Source organism: Pantoea sp. X-Soil-ISGK-355 (assembly GCF_059730805.1).
Window position 1 is genome coordinate 1,897,344 of sequence record NZ_AP035971.1, and the last position, 21,081, is coordinate 1,918,424.

The window sequence follows — 21,081 nt, forward strand, 5'->3', positions numbered from 1 at the left end:
AACCCATTTAGTACGCCTGTCTGTAATCGTTTCCAGTGGCGTTAAGCATAAGCGATTCTGTTTATTACAATTATTTAACGGACATTGTTTTATTACTCAGTCGTTTTATCCATAACACTGTGACCAGCGAACCCGTCTGGCTGCACGTAACTCCTTTAAATTGCTCTGATTTGTGAAGTGTGTCGCCATTATGCACGCTTTTTTAGTCCAGTCTAAGCAGGCTCTCTACCCTAAACAGCAAACGCCTTTCAGAGGATTAAAAACTATGTGGAAACGTTTACTTCTGACCACGCTGGTCAGCGCCGCGTTAACCGGCCCGGTGCTCGCTGCAGATATGACGGTGGGCTTCTCGCAGGTAGGTTCGGAATCTGGCTGGCGTTCGGCAGAGACCAGCGTGGCGAAAAGCGAAGCCAAAAAACGCGGAATCACCCTGAAAATCGCCGACGGGCAGCAGAAACAAGAGAATCAGATCAAGGCAGTACGTTCGTTTATTGCGCAGGGCGTTGATGCCATCTTCATCGCGCCAGTCGTACAGACCGGCTGGGAGCCGGTTCTGGAAGAAGCCAAAGATGCCAAAATCCCGGTTTACCTGCTGGACCGCGCCATCGTGGTGAAAGACAAATCGCTCTATCAGGCCGTCGTGACGGCGGACAACGTGCTGGAAGGCAAACTGATTGGCGACTGGCTGGTGAAAACCGTGGGTGACAAGCAGTGTAACGTGGTGGAACTGCAGGGTACTGTCGGTGCCAGCGTGGCAATCGATCGTAAGAAAGGCTTTGCTGAAGCGATCAGCAACCATCCAAACATTAAAGTGATCCGCTCGCAGTCCGGTGACTTTACGCGCAGTAAGGGTAAAGAGGTGATGGAGAGCTTTATCAAGGCTGAGAACAACGGCAAAAACATCTGCATGGTTTACGCGCATAACGATGATATGGCGATCGGTGCCATTCAGGCGATTAAAGAAGCCGGCCTGAAACCAGGCAAAGACATTCTGACCGGCTCGATTGATGGTGTGCCGGATATCTACAAAGCGATGCTGGCAGGGGAAGCCAACGCCAACGTGGAGCTGACACCGAACATGGCTGGTCCGGCATTTGATGCCCTGGAGAAATTCAAAAAAGATGGCACGCTGCCGCCTAAAGTCATCAAGACCGAGTCGAAGCTGTTCCTGCCTGCTGACGCGCAGGCGGAACTGGATAAGAAAAAGGGTATGGGTTACTGATCCACAGACCTGCCAAAGACCAGCCGCAGACCGCCCTACGGGGCGGTTTTTCATGACGTGAGGCGGAGTGAGCAGAATGACCACGCAAAATGAAACACCGCTGTTATCCATCAGCGGCGTCAGCAAAGGGTTTCCCGGCGTTAAAGCGCTGAGTCATGTTTCCTTTGATATTCGCAAAGGGGAGATCATGGCGCTGCTGGGGGAAAACGGTGCGGGGAAATCGACCCTGATAAAAGTGCTGACCGGTGTTTACAGCCGTGATGCCGGAACGATTACCCTCAATGGTGAACCGATTACCCCGCATAACACCGCGCAGGCGCAGGAGATGGGCATCGGTACCGTTTATCAGGAAGTGAATATGCTGCCGAACATGTCGGTGGCAGATAACCTCTATATTGGTCGTGAGCCGCGTCGCTTTGGCATGATCGACCGTCGCCGCATGGTACGCGATGCCGATGCGCTGATGCGGAACTACGGTTTTTCCCTCGACGTGACGCGCCCACTGGGCCACTACTCGGTGGCGATGCAGCAGATTATTGCCATCTGCCGCGCGGTGGATCTTTCGGCGCAGGTGCTCATCCTCGATGAGCCAACCGCGAGTCTGGATGCCAGCGAAGTCGAAATGCTGTTTACCCTAATGGCGCAGCTAAAAGCCAAAGGGATGAGCCTGATTTTTGTGACCCACTTTCTCGACCAGGTGTACCGCATTACTGACCGGATTACCGTGCTGCGTAACGGGCAGTTTATCGCCACCCGCGATACCGCCACGCTGCCGCAGATTGAGCTGATTAAGCTGATGCTGGGTCGCGAACTGCTGGAGACTGCATTACAGCGTCAGGGCAGCACGCTGCGCAGTAATCAGCCGGTGGTGTCGTTTGAAGATTACGGCAGGAAGGGCACCATCGAACCCTTCAACCTGGCGGTGCGTCCTGGTGAAGTCGTCGGCCTGGCCGGGCTGCTGGGATCTGGCCGCACAGAAACCGCTGAAGTACTGTTTGGTATTCGTCGGGCCGATCGCGGAACCGCGAAGATCAAAGGCAAAGTGCAGCGCATTACCAACCCGGCGAAAGCCTCACAACTTGGCATGGGATTTTGCCCGGAGGATCGGAAGACGGATGGGATTATTGGCGCAGCCTCCGTTCGCGAAAATATTATTCTGGCGTTGCAGGCGCAGCGCGGCTGGTTAAGGCCAATTAAGAAGCGCGAGCAGCAGGCGATTGCTGACCGTTTTATTAAGAGCCTGGGCATTCGCACGCCACACGCCGAGCAGCCGGTAGAGCTGTTATCGGGCGGCAACCAGCAGAAGGTGCTGCTGTCGCGCTGGCTGGTGACTAAACCGCAGTTTTTAATCCTCGACGAACCGACGCGCGGCATTGATGTAGGCGCACACGCCGAGATTATCCGTTTAATTGAATCCCTGTGCGCCGATGGTCTGGCGCTGCTGGTGATCTCCTCTGAACTCGAAGAGCTGGTCGGTTATGCCGATCGGGTGTTGATCATGCGCGATCTGAAGCAGGTGGCAGAAATTCCGCTGGAGCAGCTTTCGGTGGCGTCGATCGTCAATGCTATCGCGGACGGAGGAGCAAAACATGCTTGAGTCGCCTATGACATCTGAAAAACCACCACGTCGTAAGCTGAAGTTTCCGCCAGGGATGCCGCAAATCGCCGCGCTGCTGCTGGTGCTGCTGATCGACAGTCTGGTAGCCAATAACTTTTTTGCCGTGCACCTGCAGGATGGTCGCCTGTTCGGCAGCCCGATCGATATTCTTAATCGTGCGGCCCCGGTTGCCCTGCTGGCAATTGGCATGACGCTGGTGATCGCCACTGGCGGCATCGATCTTTCCGTGGGTGCGGTGATGGCGATAGCGGGCGCGACCGCCGCCACACTGACCGTCGCCGGACACGGTGTGCCGTTCATTATTCTCTGCACGCTGGGAACCGGTTTAGCCTGTGGGTTATGGAATGGGGTGCTGGTGGCGCTGCTGCGTATTCAGCCGTTTGTTGCCACGCTGATTCTGATGGTCGCCGGGCGTGGTATCGCTCAGCTGATTACGCAGGGGCAGATTGTGACATTCGACAGTGACAGTCTCGGCTGGTTTGGTAACGGCTCGCTGTGGATGTTGCCGGTCCCGGTCTGGATCACGCTGGTGGTGGCGCTGGCCGTCTGGCTGCTGACGCGCAAGACCGCGCTGGGTCTGTTTATCGAAGCGGTGGGGATTAACCTGCGCGCTGCCCGCAATGCGGGCGTGACGGGCTGGCTGGTGGTGATGTCCACCTATGCGCTCAGTGGCGTCTGTGCCGCTGTTGCGGGTCTGATTGTTGCGGCGGATATTCGCGGTGCGGATGCCAATAACGCCGGTTTGTGGCTGGAGCTGGATGCGATTCTCGCCGTGGTGATTGGCGGTGCATCGCTGATGGGTGGCCGCTTTAATCTGGTGTTGTCGCTGATTGGCGCACTGATTATTCAGTCGATGAATACCGGGATTCTGCTTTCTGGCTTCCCGCCGGAGCTGAATCAGGTGGTGAAAGCGGTAGTAGTGATGTGTGTGCTGCTGCTGCAGTCACCGCGGTTTATTGCGATGTTGAAACGGAGACGCCCGACATGATTAAACGTCATCTTCCGCTGATGATCACCTTGCTGGTGTTTGTGGCGGGTTACCTGTTTTGTCTGAGTCAGTTTCCCGGCTTTGCCTCTACCCGGGTGATATGCAATATCCTGACCGACAACGCCTTCCTCGGGATTATCGCCGTCGGCATGACCTTTGTGATTTTGTCGGGTGGTATCGATCTGTCGGTTGGCGCAGTCATTGCCTTTACCGGCGTGTTCCTGGCGCGGGCGATTGGCGATTTCCATGTCGATCCGTTGCTGGCGTTTGCGCTGATTCTGTCACTGGGCGCGCTGTTCGGCGCCATGATGGGCTGGCTGATCGATGCGCTGAAGATCCCGGCCTTTATCATTACTCTGGCGGGGATGTTTTTCCTGCGCGGCTGCAGTTATCTGGTGTCGGAAAACTCGATTCCTATCGATCATCCGTTTTACACCCTGCTTTCCAGTCTGGCGTGGAAAGTGCCGGGCGGAGGGCGTCTTAGTCTGCTGGCGGTGATTATGCTGGTAGTGGTGTTGGGCGGGATTATTCTGGCGCACCGCACGCGGTTTGGTAACCGGGTTTACGCCATCGGCGGCAATATGACGTCGGCTCAGTTGATGGGTGTTTCAACCCGAGCCACCACCATTAAGATTTATATGCTTTCCACCACGCTGGCGACGCTGGCTGGCATCGTGTTTTCGATCTATACCTCGGCAGGTTATGCGCTGGCCGGGTTGGGTGTGGAGCTGGATGCGATTGCGTCGGTGGTGATTGGCGGCACGCTGCTGTCGGGCGGTGTCGGTACGGTGCTGGGCACGCTGTTTGGCGTGCTGATTCAGGGACTGATTCAGACCTGGATTAATTTCGACGGCACGCTGAGTTCGTGGTGGACCAAGATCGCCATCGGGATCCTGCTATTTGCGTTTATCGCCCTGCAGCGGTTACTGACGGTGATCTGGGATCGTCAGCAGAACGCGCCGGTTAAGCGAATCCCTACCTGAATAAATGGCTGAATGGCGGCTCTCAGGAGCCGCCATTTATTGTGCCAGATGCAGTACCATCACCGTGACCGCTTCACCCGCTACCTGCCGCTGTTCCACCGCCTGCCATCCTGAACGCTGATAGTATGCCTGTTGATCGGGTGTATAGAGCCAGAGCTCGCCAATCTGCTGTTGTTTTGCCCGGACAATCGCCTGCTGGATCAAGGCTTTCGCCACGCCCCGGCCCCGGTATTTCTTGTCCGTCACCACTTCACCTATCCAGTATTCCCTTACCGCGATGTCGTCCAGTTCATAACGGATGACACTACAGGTCGCGATAACCGTTTCACCGTCCGATGTGGCGACGAGAGTTAATTCCGCCGAGCCGGTCTGATTCCGTTTTGTTAAACGCGTAAGGATAGTGTGATGATCCGACCATGCAGGAAGATGTGACCATTCAGTGTGCAGCAGTTTTGCGGTTTGTGGGGCGTAGTCGGGATGTTGGTTCAGAACGGTAATTTGCATGGCGATGGCACCTTGTTTTATCAGGTATGTAGCGATACAGGCTGGTGGGAGAAAGTGCAAGATGATGAAAGAGTAGCGTTATAGCAAAGACTAAAGCGCTCTTTTGTATGTCCGGAAATACAATCGCTATGGGATTTGTGTGCAAGGTCAGGAAAGGTATGCCTGATCGCAAAGAATTCCCGCATCCATGCGGATCGGCCGCGCCATCCCTGGCGCGGACGCTTTGCTCTTCAGGCATACCATTCCTTCCCGGTTGGGTTTGATCATGGCTTTTAACAACTTGCACTGAGCTATCAAAAAGGAAGGAATCGTAGGCGGTTGAGTGAAACATCTGACGCATGAAGTTATTGCTAATACGCTTGATGCTCTGAGCTTTGAAATATTCGCTCAGACTCAACAAAAAGGAGGGGATGGCGGGCAGTGGAGTAAAGCGTCCGCCGCATGGATGCGGCGGCCGAGCCTACAGGGATGTATTTACGGCGACTTTACGTAACGCCCGCCATTCCCGACTGAATAGCACAGTTTTTATCAAAACCGACGCGGAATTAATTCCTGCGTCGGTCTTTTTTAATCACTTAGGCACGCTACCAATCAAAGAAAGGCAGCACCAATCACCTATTAACGTTTCAACAGGTAATACGCTTCATTCCAGCGCAGCGCGTCTTTAAATGCTGGCAAGGTGGTGTGCTCATCAATCACCAGCACTTCGATATCATTCATCTCACCATACAGATACATATCGTCGAGCGTCAGCGCCTGACTGAACACCGTATGGTGCGCACCGCCGCCCAGAATCCACGCTTCGGAAGCGGTCGCCAGTGAAGGCTGCGCTTTCCACAGTGCGCGGGCAACCGGCAACTTCGGCAGCGGTTTTGGCTGCTCAATAGCATCCACCACGTTAACCAGCAGACGGAAACGGTCACCCATATCGATTACGCTGGCGTTAACCGCACGGCCCGCTGGCGTGGAGAAAATCATGCGCGCCGGGTCGGCTTTATCGCCAATGCCGAGGAACTGCACATCGATTAATGGCTTCTCTTCAATGGCAATCGACGGGCAGACTTCCAGCATGTGCGAGCCGAGCACCAGATCGTTGCCCGGTGAGAAGTGATAGGTGTAATCCTCCATAAATGAGGTGCCACCTTTGCGATCGCCTGCCAGCACTTTGAAAATGCGCAGCAGCGCAGCGGTTTTCCAGTCACCTTCGCCGGCGAAGCCATAACCCTGACCCATCAGACGCTGAACCGCCAGACCGGGCAACTGCGTCATGCCGTGCAGCGTCTGGAAGTTAGTGGTGAAGGCGTGGCAGCCTTCCGCTTCCAGGAAACGCTTCAGACCGAGTTCTATGCGCGCGGCATCCAGCACGTTCTGACGTTTTTCGCCGCCAGACGCAGCGACATCAGTAAAGCGATAAAGGCTTTCGTACTCGTCCATCAGTGCATTCACGTCGCCATCGCTGACGCCATTGATCACCTCAACCAGATCGCCGACGCCCCAGCCATTCACGGAATAGCCGAACTGAATCTGTGCAGCGACTTTATCGCCTTCGGTCACGGCCACTTCACGCATGTTGTCGCCAAAACGGGCGACTTTCAGCTGCTGGCTGGCCTGTTTTGCCAGCGCTGCACGCATCCAGTTGCCCAGACGCTGCTGACTGGCGCTGTCTTTCCAGTGACCGGTCACCACGCTGTGCTGCAGGCCCATGCGCGCGCCGATGAAACCGAACTCACGGCCGCCGTGCGCGGTCTGGTTCAGGTTCATAAAGTCCATGTCCATGCTGTCCCACGGGATCTCCGCATTGAACTGGGTATGGAATTGCAGCAGCGGCTTATTCAGCACGCTCAGGCCGCCAATCCACATCTTGGCCGGGGAAAAGGTGTGCAGCCAGGTAATGATCCCGACGCACTGCTTGTCATAGTTGGCGTCGCGGCACAGGGCCAGGGCTTCATCCGGTGACTTCACCAGCGGTTTCAGCTCCAGACGCACGGGTAAACCGGCCTGATTCAACCCCTCGACGACCTGACGTGCATTCTCTTCAACCTGGCGTAATGTCTCCGGCCCGTAGAGGTGCTGCGTGCCGATGACAAACCACACGCTGTAGTTATTTGACTGTTCCATAAAACCACTCCTTCACTTAGCGGAAGCGGGGCGGGCGGCGTATTGTGGTTCTGCCGTCACGCACCATTGTTGATAGCGTTGATAAAGTTGTTGATAGCGGGCGACGCGCGCCGGATCGGGCTGCAGCGTCACGGCAATCGGGCTGGCCATGACCTGCTGTGCATCCGGTACGCTGGCGTGAACACCGGCGGCGACGGCGGCGAAAATGGCCGCACCCAGCGCACAGCACTCGTCAGAGGCGACGATATCCAGTGGGCGGTTCATCACATCGCAGCAGGCCTGCATAATCGCCGGGGATTTCCGCGCGATGCCACCGAGTGTCAGAATGCTCTCGACCGGAATCTGCTGCTGCTCGAAGCACTCCATAATGGCACGTGCGCCAAACGCGGTTGCCGCGACCAGACCGCCAAACAGCGCGGGGGCATCGGTGCCCAGATTCAGGTCGGTAATCACCCCTTTCAGCCGCTGATTGGCATTTGGCGTGCGGCGACCGTTAAACCAGTCCAGTACCACCGGCAGATGGTCGAGCTGCGGATTGGCAGCCCAGGCCTCGGTCAGATCCTTAATCAGATTCTTTTGCATCTCAGCCAGCTGAGGCTTCAGCTCAGGATGCTGCTGCGCCGCCAGCTGTAACGGCCAGCCCAGTAAACGGCTGAACCAGGCGTAGATATCACCAAAAGCAGACTGACCCGCCTCCAGTCCGATAGCGCCTGGCACGACGCTGCCATCGACCTGACCACAGATGCCTTTAATAGCGCGATCGCCGACTTTATCTGCGTCAGCAATCAGAATGTCGCAGGTGGATGTGCCGATCACTTTCACCAGGGTATAGGGTTTAGCTCCGCCACCGACTGCGCCCATATGGCAGTCAAACGCGCCACCGGAGAGCGTGACGGTCTGCATCAGGCCCAGACGCTGTGACCATTCCGGACTGAGCGTGCCGACCGGCAGATCCGCGGTCCAGGTATCCTTGAATAACGGGGAGTCGAGCTGCTGGGTTAACAGCGGGTCGAGCGCATTAAGGAAATCGACATCGGGCAGGCCGTTCCAGTCGCCGTGCCACAGCGCTTTATGCCCGGCCGCACAGCGGCCACGGCGCAGCTTATCTGGCGCGGTCGTGCCGCTTAACAGGGCGGGTACCCAGTCGCACAGTTCGACCCAGGAGACCGCGGCCTCACGTACGGCCGCATCTTCACGCGACACGTGCAGAATCTTCGCCCAGAACCACTCCGAGGAGTAAATGCCACCGATATAGCGGCTGTAATCCTGGAAGCGGCCGCTGTGACACAGCTGATTAATCTCTTCTGCTTCTTCTATCGCCGTGTGATCTTTCCACAACACAAACATCGCGTTGGGGTTCTCCGCGAACTCGGGGCGCAGCGCCAGCACGTTGCCGTCGCGGTCAATTGGCGCCGGGGTTGACCCGGTGCTGTCAACGCCAATGCCGGCTACGGCGGCGCGTTGATCGTCGCTCAGTGCATTCAGCACGCCGAGCAGCGCCTGCTCCATCGCGTCGATGTAATCCTGTGGATGGTGACGAAAACGGTTAGTGTGCGGATCGCTGTATAAGCCCTGCTGCCAGCGCGGGTAGCTGCACACCGCACTCTGCAGCTCTTTGCCGCTATGACAATCTACGGCCAGCGCACGCACCGAATCACTACCAAAGTCCAGCCCAAGGGTGATGGCTCCAGCACGCATCGGAATCTCCTGTAGTTAGTTAACTCCTGTATCCTGGGTTCGGCGCGCCAAATCAGTTAGTCATCGCTGGCTGACAATATGCACTTTTCTGTCATCGGCAGTGATTTTGTGATCCATTGCAAAAGTTAAGGTCCGGTTAAATTTGCTGAATATATGGATCATTTTGTCGTGATTTTAATGTGTGATACCGCTCTACATTTTTCTTCGCTAATACCGCTAAAACTAGCCCAGCGTCTGGACAGTCTGTCGGCACATGCCAGCCTAACGCACTGATTTATGGCTGTACCCACATAAGAAAATTAACTGGTAGCGTTTACACCAATTCGTTATTAGCAGCGAAAAATAACCTGGTACCGGAGAGCATCATGCATAAATTCACTAAAGCATTCGCGGCCATCGGCCTGGCAGCGGTTATGTCACAATCCGCTATCGCCGAGACCATGAAGCTGGGTTTTTTAGTCAAACAACCAGAGGAACCCTGGTTCCAGACTGAATGGAAATTCGCCGACAAAGCGGGCAAAGATCTTGGCTTTGATGTCATCAAAATTGCCGTGCCGGATGGTGAAAAAACCCTGAATGCCATCGACAGCCTGGCGGCCAATGGCGCGAAAGGTTTTGTTATCTGTACCCCCGATCCGAAACTTGGCTCTGCCATCATGGCAAAAGCGCGGGGCTATGGTCTGAAAGTCATCGCTGTGGATGACCAGTTCGTCACCGCGAAAGGTAAACCCATGGACACCGTGCCACTGGTGATGATGGCGGCCACCAAAATTGGTGAGCGTCAGGGTCAGGAACTCTATAAAGAGATGCAGAAACGCGGCTGGGATGTAAAAACCACTGGCGTGATGGCGATTACCGCGAATGAACTTGATACCGCACGTCGCCGTACCGGCGGCTCAATGGACGCGATCAAAGCCGCAGGCTTCCCGGCAGCGCAGATCTACCAGGTGCCAACCAAATCTAACGATATCCCAGGCGCGTTTGACGCAGGTAACTCCCTGCTGGTGCAGCATCCTGAAGTTAAACACTGGCTGATTGTCGGCATGAACGACAACACCGTGCTGGGCGGCGTGCGTGCCACCGAAGGCCAGGGCTTTAAAGCGGCTGACGTCATCGGTATCGGCATCAACGGCGTCGATGCCATCAGTGAACTGTCGAAAGACAAGGCGACTGGCTTCTACGGTTCGCTGCTGCCAAGCCCGGATATCCATGGCTATAAAAGCAGCCAGATGCTCTACAACTGGGTCAGCAAAGGTGAAGAGCCACCGAAATTCACCGAAGTTACCGATGTGGTGCTGATCACCCGTGACAACTTCAAAACTGAACTGGCGAAAAAAGGACTGATGTAACCCTGAGCCTGTCGGGCTGTCCGCAGCCTGGCATCCTTAATAGCCGATTTCGCGCCGCCCGCCGTAACAGGCCGGTGGCGCGAAAGAGTGAGGACCAACATGAACACTGATTCAGCATTTCTGTCGTTTCATGGCATCAGTAAAACCTTCCCGGGCGTGAAAGCGTTGCAGGATATCTCCTTCAACTGCCGGGGCGGTGAAGTCCATGCGCTGATGGGCGAAAACGGCGCAGGCAAATCGACGCTGTTAAAAATACTCAGCGGCAGTTATCAGCCGAGCGGCGGTGAGATTCGTATTAAAGGCAAGCCAATGAGCTTTCAGCGCACCACAGATGCGCTGGACGCGGGCGTTGCCATTATTTACCAGGAGCTGCATCTGGTACCGGAAATGAGCGTGGCGGAGAACATCTACCTCGGTCAGATTCCGCACAAGCACGGGCTGGTTAATCGTAAGCTGATGCGCTTTGAGGCGGGCGTGCAGCTGAAAAATCTCGGCATGGATATCGATCCCGATATGCCGCTGAAATACCTGTCGCTGGGGCAGTGGCAGATGGTGGAGATTGCCAAAGCGCTGGCGCGCAACGCGCGCATTATCGCCTTTGATGAGCCAACCAGCTCCCTGTCAGCGCGTGAAATCGACAACCTGTTCCGCGTCATCCGCCAGCTCCGCGAGGAGGGCCGGGTGGTGCTCTACGTTTCTCACCGCATGGAGGAGATCTTTGCCCTCAGCGATGCCATCACCGTCTTCAAAGATGGTCGCTACGTGCGGACCTTTACTGACATGGCCAATACTCATCATGACGATCTGGTGCAGGCGATGGTGGGACGTAACCTGGGTGATATCTATGGCTACTCACCGCGGGCCAAAGGCGAAGTGCGGCTGGAGCTGGACAAGGTTGAAGCGAAGGGCGTGCGGACGCCAATTTCGCTGAAAGTTCATGCCGGTGAAATCGTCGGGCTGTTTGGCCTGGTCGGAGCCGGACGCAGTGAACTGCTGAAAGGATTATTTGGCGGCACGCGGCTGCGCGGCGGTCAGGTGATCCTGGACGGTAAACCGCTGCCGCTGCGGGAGCCGATCGATGCCATCCGCGCGGGCATCATGCTCTGTCCGGAAGACCGCAAAGCCGAAGGCATTATTCCGGTGCACTCGGTGCGCGACAACATCAACATCAGCGCCCGTCGTCACAATCTCACCGCCGGTTGTCTGATTAAAAACGGCTGGGAAAACAAAAACGCCGACAGTCATATCCGCTCGCTGAACATCAAAACGCCCAGCGCTGACCAGCTGATCATGAACCTCTCCGGCGGTAACCAGCAGAAGGCGATTCTGGGACGCTGGCTCTCTGAGGATATGAAAGTGATCCTGCTGGATGAGCCAACGCGCGGCATCGATGTCGGTGCCAAACATGAAATTTACAACCTGATTTATCAACTGGCGAACCGGGGTATTGCGGTGCTGTTCGCCTCAAGCGATTTACCGGAAGTCATGGGCCTGGCCGACCGCATCGTGGTAATGCGTGAAGGTGCCATTGCCGGTGAACTGCTGCACGACGACGCCACGGAGCAGCAGACGCTGAGCCTGGCGATGCCCAAAACCACTCAAGCGGCCGCCGTGGCCTGACAGGAGATCATCATGGCTTCATCCACGACCTCAAATACGCCGCAGCCCGCTTCACGCGGCGGCCTGCAGTTAGGTCGCATCTGGGACAACTTCGGCATGCTGGTGGTATTTGCACTGCTGTTTATTGTCTGTGCGATTTTTGTGCCGAACTTCGGCTCGTTTATCAATATGAAAGGCTTAGGGCTGGCGATGTCGATGTCCGGCATGGTCGCCTGCGGCATGCTGTTCTGTCTGGCCTCCGGGGATTTTGACCTGTCGGTTGCGTCAGTTATCGCCTGTGCAGGTGTTGTGACCGCCGTGGTGATCAACATGACCGAAAGCCTGTGGATTGGTGTAGCGGCCGGTCTGGTGCTCGGCATGATCACCGGTTTTATCAACGGTTTTGTGATTGCCCGACTCAAGATCAATGCGCTGATCACCACGCTGGCGACGATGCAAATCGTGCGCGGCCTGGCTTATATCTTCTCTGACGGTAAAGCAGTCGGGATTGAAGATGAGCGCTTCTTTGAACTCGGTTTTGCCAACTGGCTTGGCGTGCCTGCGCCCATCTGGCTGACGCTGGCTACCATGCTGATCTTCGGCTTCCTGCTTAACAAAACCACCTTTGGCCGTAATACCCTGGCGATTGGCGGCAATGAAGAGGCCGCGCGACTGGCCGGTGTGCCGGTGGTGCGAACCCGTATCATCATCTTCATTCTTTCCGGTCTGGTTTCGGCGGCCGCGGGCATCATCCTGGCGTCACGTATGACCAGTGGTCAGCCAATGACCTCCATCGGCTATGAGCTGGTGGTGATTTCTGCCTGCGTACTGGGCGGCGTGTCACTGAAAGGCGGCATCGGCAAGATTTCCTACGTGGTGGCAGGGGTGTTAATTCTCGGCACCGTCGAGAATGCGATGAATTTATTGAATATCTCGCCATTCTCACAGTATGTGGTGCGCGGTCTGATACTGTTAGCTGCGGTGATTTTTGACCGTTACAAACAGAAAAAAGCCTGACTGATCGAGCCGTTGGCCCGCAGAGGCAAAGGTCTCTGCGGGCTATCCGAACAATAACAGACTGAGTGAGGACGCTATGTATCACCGCGAATTACCGGCCGAGCAGCAAAACCCCTTGTTGCCGGGCTATTCATTCAATGCCTGGCTGGTGGCGGGGCTGACGCCCATCACCGCTGATGGCCCGCTCGATTTCTTTATCGATCGCCCGCACGGCATGAAAGGTTACATTCTGAACCTCACCATCAAAGGCAAAGGGCGGGTATTCGACGGCGAGCGGGCATTTGACTGCGAACCGGGCGAAATGCTGCTGTTTCAGCCAAAAACCGCTCACTATTATGGCCGCGCGCCGGACAGCCCGCAGTGGTTCCACCGCTGGGTCTATTTCCGTCCACGCGCCTACTGGCACGACTGGCTGCGCTGGCAGGATGAGCAGGAGGGCGTGGGACGACTGCTGCTGCCGGAATCGCTGCGCGGCGAGTTCGACCGCCTGTTTGCCAGTATCGAACAAACCCATAACTCGGGCCGTCGCTTTGCGGAAGAGCTGGCGATGAACCTGCTGGAGCGACTGCTGCTGCGCGCCGTTGAAGAAGATCCGCGCAGCCATCAGCTAATCCGCGATCCGCGCGTGATTGAAGCCTGCCAGTATGTGACCAACCATCTCGCCAGCGAGGTGAAGATTGAAGAGGTGGCACGTCACGTCTGTCTTTCACCGTCGCGGCTGGCGCACCTGTTCCGCGAGCAGATGGGTGTGAATTTGCTACGCTGGCGTGAAGATCAGCGCGTTATCCGCGCTAAACTGCTGCTGCAGACTACCCAGGAACCTATCGCCTCGGTAGGGCGTGAAGTGGGTTACGATGACCAGCTCTACTTCTCACGGGTATTCCGCAAGCGTGTTGGCGTCAGTCCCAGCGACTTCCGCCGTCGCAATCAGGATGCGCACGACAGCCTGGCGGCGCAGACGGCCTGGCCCCTGGCGCGAAGTGCTATCTCCTAGTTTTTTCGGGGGATTCCGCCTTGTCCTCACCTGGTTAATAGTCTTAAATCAATCAGGTTATCAACTAAGAGCCTGCCATACAGGCTCTGAGAGGAATCCAAATGAGCGATAAATTACGTGTTGGTCTGATCGGCTACGGCTTTGCCAGTAAAACGTTTCATGCCCCGCTGATTGCGGGAACGCCGGACGTCGAACTGGCCGCCATTTCCAGTAGCGACGCCAGCAAAGTTCACGCCGACTGGCCCGCCGTAAAGGTGGTGGCCGATCCTCAGGCGCTGCTGGACGACCCGACTCTGCAATTGATTGTTATTCCTACCCCTAATGATACCCACTTCCCGCTGGCTAAAGCGGCGCTGAACGCCGGTAAACATGTGGTGGTCGATAAGCCGTTTACCGTGACGTTGTCACAGGCACGTGAGCTGGATGCGCTGGCGAAAGCCAAAGGGGTGCTGCTGTCGGTGTTCCACAACCGACGCTGGGACAGTGACTTCCTGACGCTGAAATCCCTGCTTGAAGCAGGTTCATTGGGTGACGTGCGCTACTTCGAATCGCATTTTGACCGTTTCCGTCTGGAAGTGCGTAATCGCTGGCGTGAAATGAAGGGCGCAGGCAGCGGAATCTGGTATGACCTGGGACCGCATCTGCTGGACCAGGCGCTGCAGCTGTTTGGCCCGCCGGTCGCCATCAATGTCGATCTGGCCGAAATGCGTCCGGGTGCGCAGACCACCGACTACTTCCACGCCACGCTGACCTATCCGCAGCGCCGCGTCGTGCTGCACGCCAGCATGCTGGTGGCAGCGGAATCTGCGCGTTATACCGTCCACGGCACGCGCGGCAGTTACGTCAAATATGGTCTGGATCCGCAGGAAGATCGCCTGAAGTCAGGTGATTTCCCGCCGCAGGCAGACTGGGGCTATGACATGCGCGACGGCACACTGACGCTGGTTGAGGGCGACTCCCTGACCGAAACCACGCAGTTGACCCAGCCGGGCAACTATCCTGCTTACTATGCAGGCATCCGCGATGCGATTGCCGGACGCGGTAATAATCCGGTAACGGCGGAAGAGGCGATTCAGGTGATGGAGTTGATCGAACTGGGTCTGCAATCCGCCGAAAAACGCCAGACGCTGTCGCTGAAGCGCGTTTAATCTGTAGGTGTAATACGGGCTGGGTACCAGCCTGTCAGATTGCTAACAAGCCCAAAGTAGCGTGAATCAGACAGCAATAAATCTGTTTAGCGCGCAGGGACTACGGTCAGAAGAGGAAAGCGTCCCATCTGACCGTAGTCTTTGCGCAGGCTCGGTCCCATAGCGAAAAGATCTATACCTCGTTACCATAAAAACGGGCCGGTTATCCGGCCCGTTTTTTGTCGCTACGCTTCAGGATTACTGCACGCGAGCGCGAATAGCCGCTTTCTCAGCGTCGCTGAGGAAGGCAATCGTCAGACCATTCTCCTGCGCCTGACGGATCTGTGCCGCGCTCAGACCGGCAGCCGGTGCGGCATGATGATATTCATGCGCCAGTTCAATGCCCTGAACCGCGGGATCATCGGTATTGATGGTCGCCAGAATGCCATGCTCAAGGAAGGTCTTCAGCGGATGCTGCGCCAGTGAAGGCACGGTGCTGGTCTGGATGTTGGAGGTCAGGCAGGACTCAATACCAATATGGTGCTCCGCCAGGAAATCCATCAGCGCGCGATCTTCAATCGCTTTCACGCCGTGACCGATACGTTCTGCGCCCAGCTCACGAATCGCCTGCCAGATGCTCTCCGGACCAGCTGCTTCGCCCGCATGCACGGTAACGCGGAAACCGGCATCGCGCGCCTGGGTAAAGTGACTCAGGAACTCGCTGCCCGGGAAGCCCAGCTCATCACCCGCAAGATCGACCGCAGTGATATGATCGCGGTGGGCAAGCAGACCTTCCAGCTCGCTGAGGCAGGCATCTTCGCCAAAGGTCCGGCTCATAATCCCAATCAGACGCACGTCGATATCGTGCTGCTGACGGCCTGCGCGCACGCCGTCAATGACCGCTTCCACCACACCGGCAATTGGCAGATTGTGGGTCATCGCCATATAACCGGGCGAAAAACGCAGTTCAGCATAATGAATGCCCGCGCGCGCGGCATCTTCGACATTTTCCTGCGCAATGCGGCGGCAGGCATCCAGATCGCCCAGCACTTTCACGCCCCAGTCGAGTTTCTGCAGGAAGCTCACCAGATCAGGTTCATTCTGGCCAACCTGCACATGCGGACGCAGCGTCTCCAGGGTTGATGCGGGCAGGGCGAGATTAAACTGGCGGCCTAAATCAAGAATGGTTTGTGCACGAATGTTGCCATCAAGGTGGCGGTGAATATCAGTCAGAGGAATTTTAGAATCGATCATGGCGCACTCGCTGAGTTGTCGGTGAAGTGCAGAGCATTATAAAAATATCTTGCGCAACAGCGCCAGCTATTTGCGCAACAGCCGCGCCGGATGCTGCTTAATTACCCATAACTGGCGGGCAAACTCACTTCCGCAGCGGTCAGGCATAAAAAAAGCGACCCGGAGGTCGCCTTTGGTGGAAGACAGCGCTTACTGCGGCATGCCTTCGCTGGTCGGCATACCCAGCATATAACGGGACAGAAACTGTTCCAGCGTCATCTTGTCGCCGTTCATGTTCACCTGACCGTTGGTGTACTGCAGGCTGGTCACGATGTTGTTATCCTGCTGTTGAGTCAGGCGGAACATCTGACCCATCGCCGCCAGACCTTTAACCTGCTGATCCGCCAGCTTCTGCGCGTCGTCGGCCTGATAACCTTCAGCCAGACCCACTTTATGCATGGTTTCGGTTGCCATCGGCATATTGATGACCAGCTTGCTGTCCAGACTTTTCAGTACCCGATCAACCATAGCGCTCAGAGTCTGGGCTTCACCGGTAACAGCAGAAGGGTCATTGAAGCTGGCCGTCAGATTAAAGGTGCTTTCACCTTTGTCATTCTTCCAGCTCAGCGGAGCGATGCTGATGGATGGCGAGCCTTTCAGCAGCATCGGCAGATTGGCCATCAGAATCTGATGTATGCCTGCCTGATAGCGGATAGGATCTTCTGCAACGCCAGGCTGGGTCAGCAGTTCCTGCATCTGTTGGTTATAACGATCGGAGAACGCTTTGACCGCCTGCGCATCAAACTGTGACAGCTTCATTTTCAGCGCTGCCTGACCAAAGTCCTGCTTCTGCAGCTGAACGCTTTCAACCTTGTAGTCGATATCGCCGCCAATTTTACCGGCGCTGTTGTCGAAAGAGGAGGTGCCTTTCATTTTGTGCAGCGTCAGGGCGTCCTGACCATTGATGCTGGCATTTACCTTCTCAATACCGACCGACTGATCGCCGATGCGTACGCCTTCGGGGCTGAGGTGCGTGTTACCGCTCAGCTTCAGACCATTGACAGTGAACAGTACCGGCTGGCCCATCTCATTTTTACTGGTCAGCGCGAGGCTATCCACATCGCTGTCCAGCGACACTTTATCGCCTTTATTATCGGCGCTGATGTTGAAAGTGCCACCATTGGTGGCAAAACGTTCACCGGTTTGCGCATTCTGATAATCAACCGGCAGGACACGCAGTGCGGTATCGGTAGCACCGCTGTAGCCGATGCGGGTGTCTGCGTTAATCAGCGATTTATTGCCGGTCAGCTCAAACAGCTTCTTCACCGCATCGGTGTTAGCCAGCTCGGTATGAACAGATGCCATGCTCGGGATCAGATTGAAATGCCTGAGCTGCGCAAACGGGAAAGGGCCATGATCGATGGTTTCATTCAGGATGATGCTCTGACCCGGCTTAAGCAGCGGATTATCTTCCGTCTGCGAATTGGCCTGAACCACCAGATTCACCTTGCTGCTGAACACGCCGCGCTGATAGTCCTGATAGCTGATCTTCAGTCGACTGTTAGGGGCATAAGCGTTCAGCTGTGCATTGGCGTTCTGCACCAGCTCATCCCTGTGGCTTTCAATTTGCTTGCCGGTGAACCACGCCGCGCCAGTCCAGACTACGCCCAGTGCGATGATGACACCTACGGCAACATTGGTCTTTTTCATTGCTGATTCGTCCTTATCCTTGAGTCCGCTTATGCCGCAGGTTTACCCCAGCGACCGAAGAAAAACGCCCGCAGGCGTTTAAAAGCTAATAGGTTGAAATAATAGCAGTTAACAGAGATTCCGTCAGCCGCGCTGCCCTAAGTCGTTAAATACCCGCGCCAGTCGGCCCGTACCGGCGACCGTTACTGGCGATTCGCTGGCGGCAATGAAGCAGGATTCACCCGGTTTTAGCGTCAGTTGCTGATCGCCTTTGGCGATGACCGCCTGGCCTTCGATGCAGAACAGCAGGGCAGCGCTCTGCTGCGCCAGCGATTGCGGTTCTGCATTCAGGCTATGGATGGCAAAGGCAAAATCTTCCACCGGAATCGGGAAGCGCAGCATGTTGCCCTGTTGCTCTGGCTCCGTCAGCAGCGAGCTGGCAGGCTTCTCCTCAAACTTCAGGTTGGCCATCAGCTCGTCGATATCGATATATTTCGGGGTTAAACCGGCTCGTAATACGTTATCAGAGTTGGCCATCACCTCCAGCGCTACGCCTTTCAGATACGCGTGCGGGGTTTCAGCGTAGAGGAACATTGCCTCGCCGGGCTGCAGGGTGATGACATTCAGCAGCAGCGGTGAAAACAGGCCGCTGTCGTCAGGATATTCAGCCGCAATCATGCGGATGGTTTCCCACGGCTCGCCCTGCTGCGCATCAAGTGCAGATTTCAGCACGCCCAGCGCCAGCGATTTCGCCTCACCCTTCAGTGACAGCAGGGTCGAGAACAGCGCAGCAAGCGTCTCCCGATCGGGATGTTGCAGAAAATGGGCAATCTGAGGATGTGCACCTGCAACCGGCTCGAGCAGTGAGACCATCTGCGTCAGCGTGCGAAAGCCATTCATTGCCTGAAACGGCGTCAGCGCATAGACCAGCTCCGGCTTGTGGTTTGCATCTTTATAGTTGCGCTCGGCGGCCGTCAGGGGAATCCCCGCCGCATTCTCACGGGCAAAGCCCACTTCGGCCGCACGTTTGCTGGGATGGACCTGAATCGACAGCGGCTGATCGGCACACAGCACTTTAAACAGAAACGGCAATTCACCAAAGCGCTGTGCCACCGCGTCGCCCAGCATCGCGGCGGGCGCCGCATCAATCACGTCACGTAACGAACGCTCGCTGCCCTGATCCATCACGATAGAGGGACTTTTCGGATGTGCGCCCATCCACAGCTCTGCCATCGGCAGGCCCTCGGGATTGGCAATCCCATACAGCTCAGTCAACGCTGTTTTGCTGCCCCATGCGTAATTTTGCAGCGAGTTATTCATTTTTTGCATTGTGTAACCCTTTATCACGGGAAATTATTGCGGCTATTAAAGCAGAAACTACCGGTAAAAATACATATCCAGCGCAAAAGGACGCTAAGCTCTGATAATGTTAAATTATTGTATATCAGTATCCTGACCGCCGGGTTATCGATTGCGATGACAGAACGGGCGATCATTCTTTTAAAAAACAGGTGAAGGAGACGTATTCATGGCAGCCAATCGCATTGAGAAAGATTCAATGGGCCCCATCGATGTACCGGCAGACAAACTGTGGGGCGCGCAGACGCAGCGCTCACTGGAACACTTCCGTATCTCAACCGAAAAAATGCCGACCGCGCTGGTGCATGCGCTGGCACTGACCAAGCGCGCCGCGGCCAGCGTAAACCGCGATCTGGGGCTACTGCCTGCTGACCGCGCGGATGCGATTGTCAGCGCGGCGGATGAAGTGCTGGCGGATAAGCATGCGGACGAGTTCCCGCTGGCGATCTGGCAGACCGGTTCCGGCACCCAGACCAATATGAACATGAATGAGGTGCTGGCAAACCGCGCGAGTGAAATCCTCGGCGGGGAGCGCGGGATGTCGCGCCTGGTCCATCCTAACGACGATGTGAACAAGAGCCAGAGCTCCAACGACGTCTTCCCGACGGCGATGCATGTTGCCGCCGTGATCGCCCTGCGCGAACAGTTAATACCTCAGATTCAGGTACTGAAAAAGACGCTGAGCCAGAAGTCTGACGCCTTTAAAGACATCGTTAAGATTGGCCGTACTCACCTGCAGGATGCGACGCCGCTGACGCTGGGCCAGGAGATTTCCGGATGGGTAGCGATGCTGGAGCACAACCTGAAGCATATCGAACAGAGCATTCCGCACGTGGCGGAGCTGGCGCTGGGCGGAACCGCCGTAGGCACCGGTCTGAACACCCATCCGGAGTATGCAGTGCGCGTGGCGAAGGCGCTGGCCGATCTGACGCAGCAGCCATTTGTCACCGCACCCAACAAGTTTGAGGCACTGGCAACCTGTGATGCGCTGGTGCATGCGCATGGCGCGCTAAAAGGGCTTGCCGCCTCGCTGATGAAAATTGCCAATGACGTACGCTGGCTCTCTTCCGGCCCGCGCTGCGGCATTGGCGAAATCGCCATTCCGGAAAACGAACCAGGCAGCTCAATCATGCCGGGCAAAGTTAACCCAACGCAGTGTGAAGCGATGACCATGCTTTGCTGTCAGGTGATGGGAAACGACGTGGCGATCAACATGGGCGGCGCGTCGGGTAACTTTGAGCTTAACGTCTTCCGTCCGATGGTGATCCATAACTTCCTGCAATCGATTCGCCTGCTGGCGGATGGCATGGACAGCTTTAACCATCACTGTGCCGTCGGCATTGAGCCGGTGCGTGAGCGCATCGATCAACTGCTCAACGAATCACTGATGCTGGTGACCGCGCTGAACACCCACATCGGCTATGACAAAGCGGCTGAAATTGCCAAGAAGGCGCATAAAGAGGGGCTGACGCTGAAGGGTTCGGCGCTGAAGCTGGGGTATCTGACCGAAGAGGAGTTTGATGCCTGGGTTCGTCCGGAAGAGATGGTCGGCAGCATGAAGTCGTAAGGTCAGCGATGAAGAA

The 21,081-nt window shown here is 56.2% G+C and carries 16 protein-coding genes; 10 read left to right on the top strand and 6 right to left on the bottom strand.

Going from position 1 to position 21,081, the window contains the following annotated elements; genetic code table 11:
• Window positions 1-265: 265 nt before the first annotated feature.
• The 4 genes from ytfQ to yjfF all read left to right on the top strand — a co-directional run bounded on the left by ytfQ (window position 266) and on the right by yjfF (window position 4,811).
• Window positions 266-1,222 carry a galactofuranose ABC transporter, galactofuranose-binding protein YtfQ gene (gene ytfQ, locus AC6I8J_RS08785; RefSeq protein ID WP_150009958.1) on the top strand — a complete coding sequence of 319 codons (957 nt, stop codon included), beginning with the start codon at window positions 266-268 and terminating at the stop codon, window positions 1,220-1,222.
• A gap of 76 nt (window positions 1,223-1,298) precedes the next feature.
• Window positions 1,299-2,819, top strand: coding sequence for a sugar ABC transporter ATP-binding protein (locus tag AC6I8J_RS08790; protein ID WP_161732456.1), 1,521 nt, complete (start codon window positions 1,299-1,301; stop codon window positions 2,817-2,819).
• On the top strand, window positions 2,812-3,828 hold the full coding sequence (ytfT, locus tag AC6I8J_RS08795) for a galactofuranose ABC transporter, ATP-binding protein YtfT (protein ID WP_253421811.1): 1,017 nt from the start codon (window positions 2,812-2,814) through the stop codon (window positions 3,826-3,828). The genes AC6I8J_RS08790 and ytfT overlap by 8 nt, the downstream gene beginning before the upstream one ends.
• The gene (gene yjfF, locus AC6I8J_RS08800) at window positions 3,825-4,811 is read left to right on the top strand and encodes a galactofuranose ABC transporter, permease protein YjfF (RefSeq protein WP_161732452.1); all 987 of its coding nucleotides are present in this window, start codon (window positions 3,825-3,827) and stop codon (window positions 4,809-4,811) included. The genes ytfT and yjfF overlap by 4 nt, the downstream gene beginning before the upstream one ends.
• 36 nt (window positions 4,812-4,847) lie before the next feature.
• On the opposite strand, the gene AC6I8J_RS08805 is transcribed toward yjfF, so the two are convergent.
• From AC6I8J_RS08805 to AC6I8J_RS08815, 3 genes are all read right to left on the bottom strand, one after another.
• Window positions 4,848-5,315, bottom strand: a complete 468-nt coding sequence (locus AC6I8J_RS08805) for a GNAT family N-acetyltransferase (protein WP_497825264.1) — start codon at window positions 5,313-5,315, stop codon at window positions 4,848-4,850.
• A 618-nt stretch (window positions 5,316-5,933) separates the two neighbouring features.
• Window positions 5,934-7,433 (bottom strand): L-arabinose isomerase, encoded by a 1,500-nt coding sequence (araA, locus tag AC6I8J_RS08810; protein WP_497825265.1) that lies wholly within the window; start codon window positions 7,431-7,433, stop codon window positions 5,934-5,936.
• Window positions 7,434-7,445: 12 nt separating this feature from the next.
• The gene (locus AC6I8J_RS08815) at window positions 7,446-9,131 is read right to left on the bottom strand and encodes a ribulokinase (protein WP_480343826.1); all 1,686 of its coding nucleotides are present in this window, start codon (window positions 9,129-9,131) and stop codon (window positions 7,446-7,448) included.
• 365 nt (window positions 9,132-9,496) lie between these two features.
• Between AC6I8J_RS08815 and AC6I8J_RS08820 the strand changes: the two genes are divergently transcribed.
• The 5 genes from AC6I8J_RS08820 (at window position 9,497) to AC6I8J_RS08840 (ending at window position 15,238) form a co-directional block, all read left to right on the top strand.
• A complete protein-coding gene (locus tag AC6I8J_RS08820; protein WP_003853437.1) occupies window positions 9,497-10,480 on the top strand; it encodes an arabinose ABC transporter substrate-binding protein in 984 nt (327 codons plus the stop codon).
• A gap of 99 nt (window positions 10,481-10,579) precedes the next feature.
• Window positions 10,580-12,100 carry an L-arabinose ABC transporter ATP-binding protein AraG gene (gene araG / locus AC6I8J_RS08825; RefSeq protein ID WP_497825266.1) on the top strand — a complete coding sequence of 507 codons (1,521 nt, stop codon included), beginning with the start codon at window positions 10,580-10,582 and terminating at the stop codon, window positions 12,098-12,100.
• 12 nt (window positions 12,101-12,112) lie between these two features.
• Window positions 12,113-13,096, top strand: a complete 984-nt coding sequence (araH, locus tag AC6I8J_RS08830) for an L-arabinose ABC transporter permease AraH (protein WP_013357784.1) — start codon at window positions 12,113-12,115, stop codon at window positions 13,094-13,096.
• Window positions 13,097-13,172: 76 nt separating this feature from the next.
• Window positions 13,173-14,090, top strand: a complete 918-nt coding sequence (araC, locus tag AC6I8J_RS08835; RefSeq protein ID WP_003853440.1) for an arabinose operon transcriptional regulator AraC — start codon at window positions 13,173-13,175, stop codon at window positions 14,088-14,090.
• A gap of 101 nt (window positions 14,091-14,191) precedes the next feature.
• Window positions 14,192-15,238 (top strand): oxidoreductase, encoded by a 1,047-nt coding sequence (locus tag AC6I8J_RS08840; RefSeq protein ID WP_497825267.1) that lies wholly within the window; start codon window positions 14,192-14,194, stop codon window positions 15,236-15,238.
• Window positions 15,239-15,475: 237 nt separating this feature from the next.
• Here AC6I8J_RS08840 and add read toward each other — a convergent pair whose 3' ends face one another.
• From add to manA, 3 genes are all read right to left on the bottom strand, one after another.
• A complete protein-coding gene (add, locus tag AC6I8J_RS08845; RefSeq protein WP_161732440.1) occupies window positions 15,476-16,471 on the bottom strand; it encodes an adenosine deaminase in 996 nt (331 codons plus the stop codon).
• A 189-nt stretch (window positions 16,472-16,660) separates the two neighbouring features.
• Window positions 16,661-18,160 (bottom strand): YdgA family protein, encoded by a 1,500-nt coding sequence (locus AC6I8J_RS08850; RefSeq protein ID WP_161732438.1) that lies wholly within the window; start codon window positions 18,158-18,160, stop codon window positions 16,661-16,663.
• Between the two features lie 123 nt (window positions 18,161-18,283).
• A complete protein-coding gene (gene manA, locus AC6I8J_RS08855) occupies window positions 18,284-19,468 on the bottom strand; it encodes a mannose-6-phosphate isomerase (protein WP_497825268.1) in 1,185 nt (394 codons plus the stop codon).
• A 199-nt stretch (window positions 19,469-19,667) separates the two neighbouring features.
• On the opposite strand from manA, the gene fumC reads away from it, so the two are divergent.
• Entirely contained in the window at window positions 19,668-21,065 is a 1,398-nt protein-coding gene (fumC, locus tag AC6I8J_RS08860; RefSeq protein WP_161732435.1) for a class II fumarate hydratase, read from the top strand.
• The last annotated feature ends 16 nt before the right edge of the window (window positions 21,066-21,081 follow it).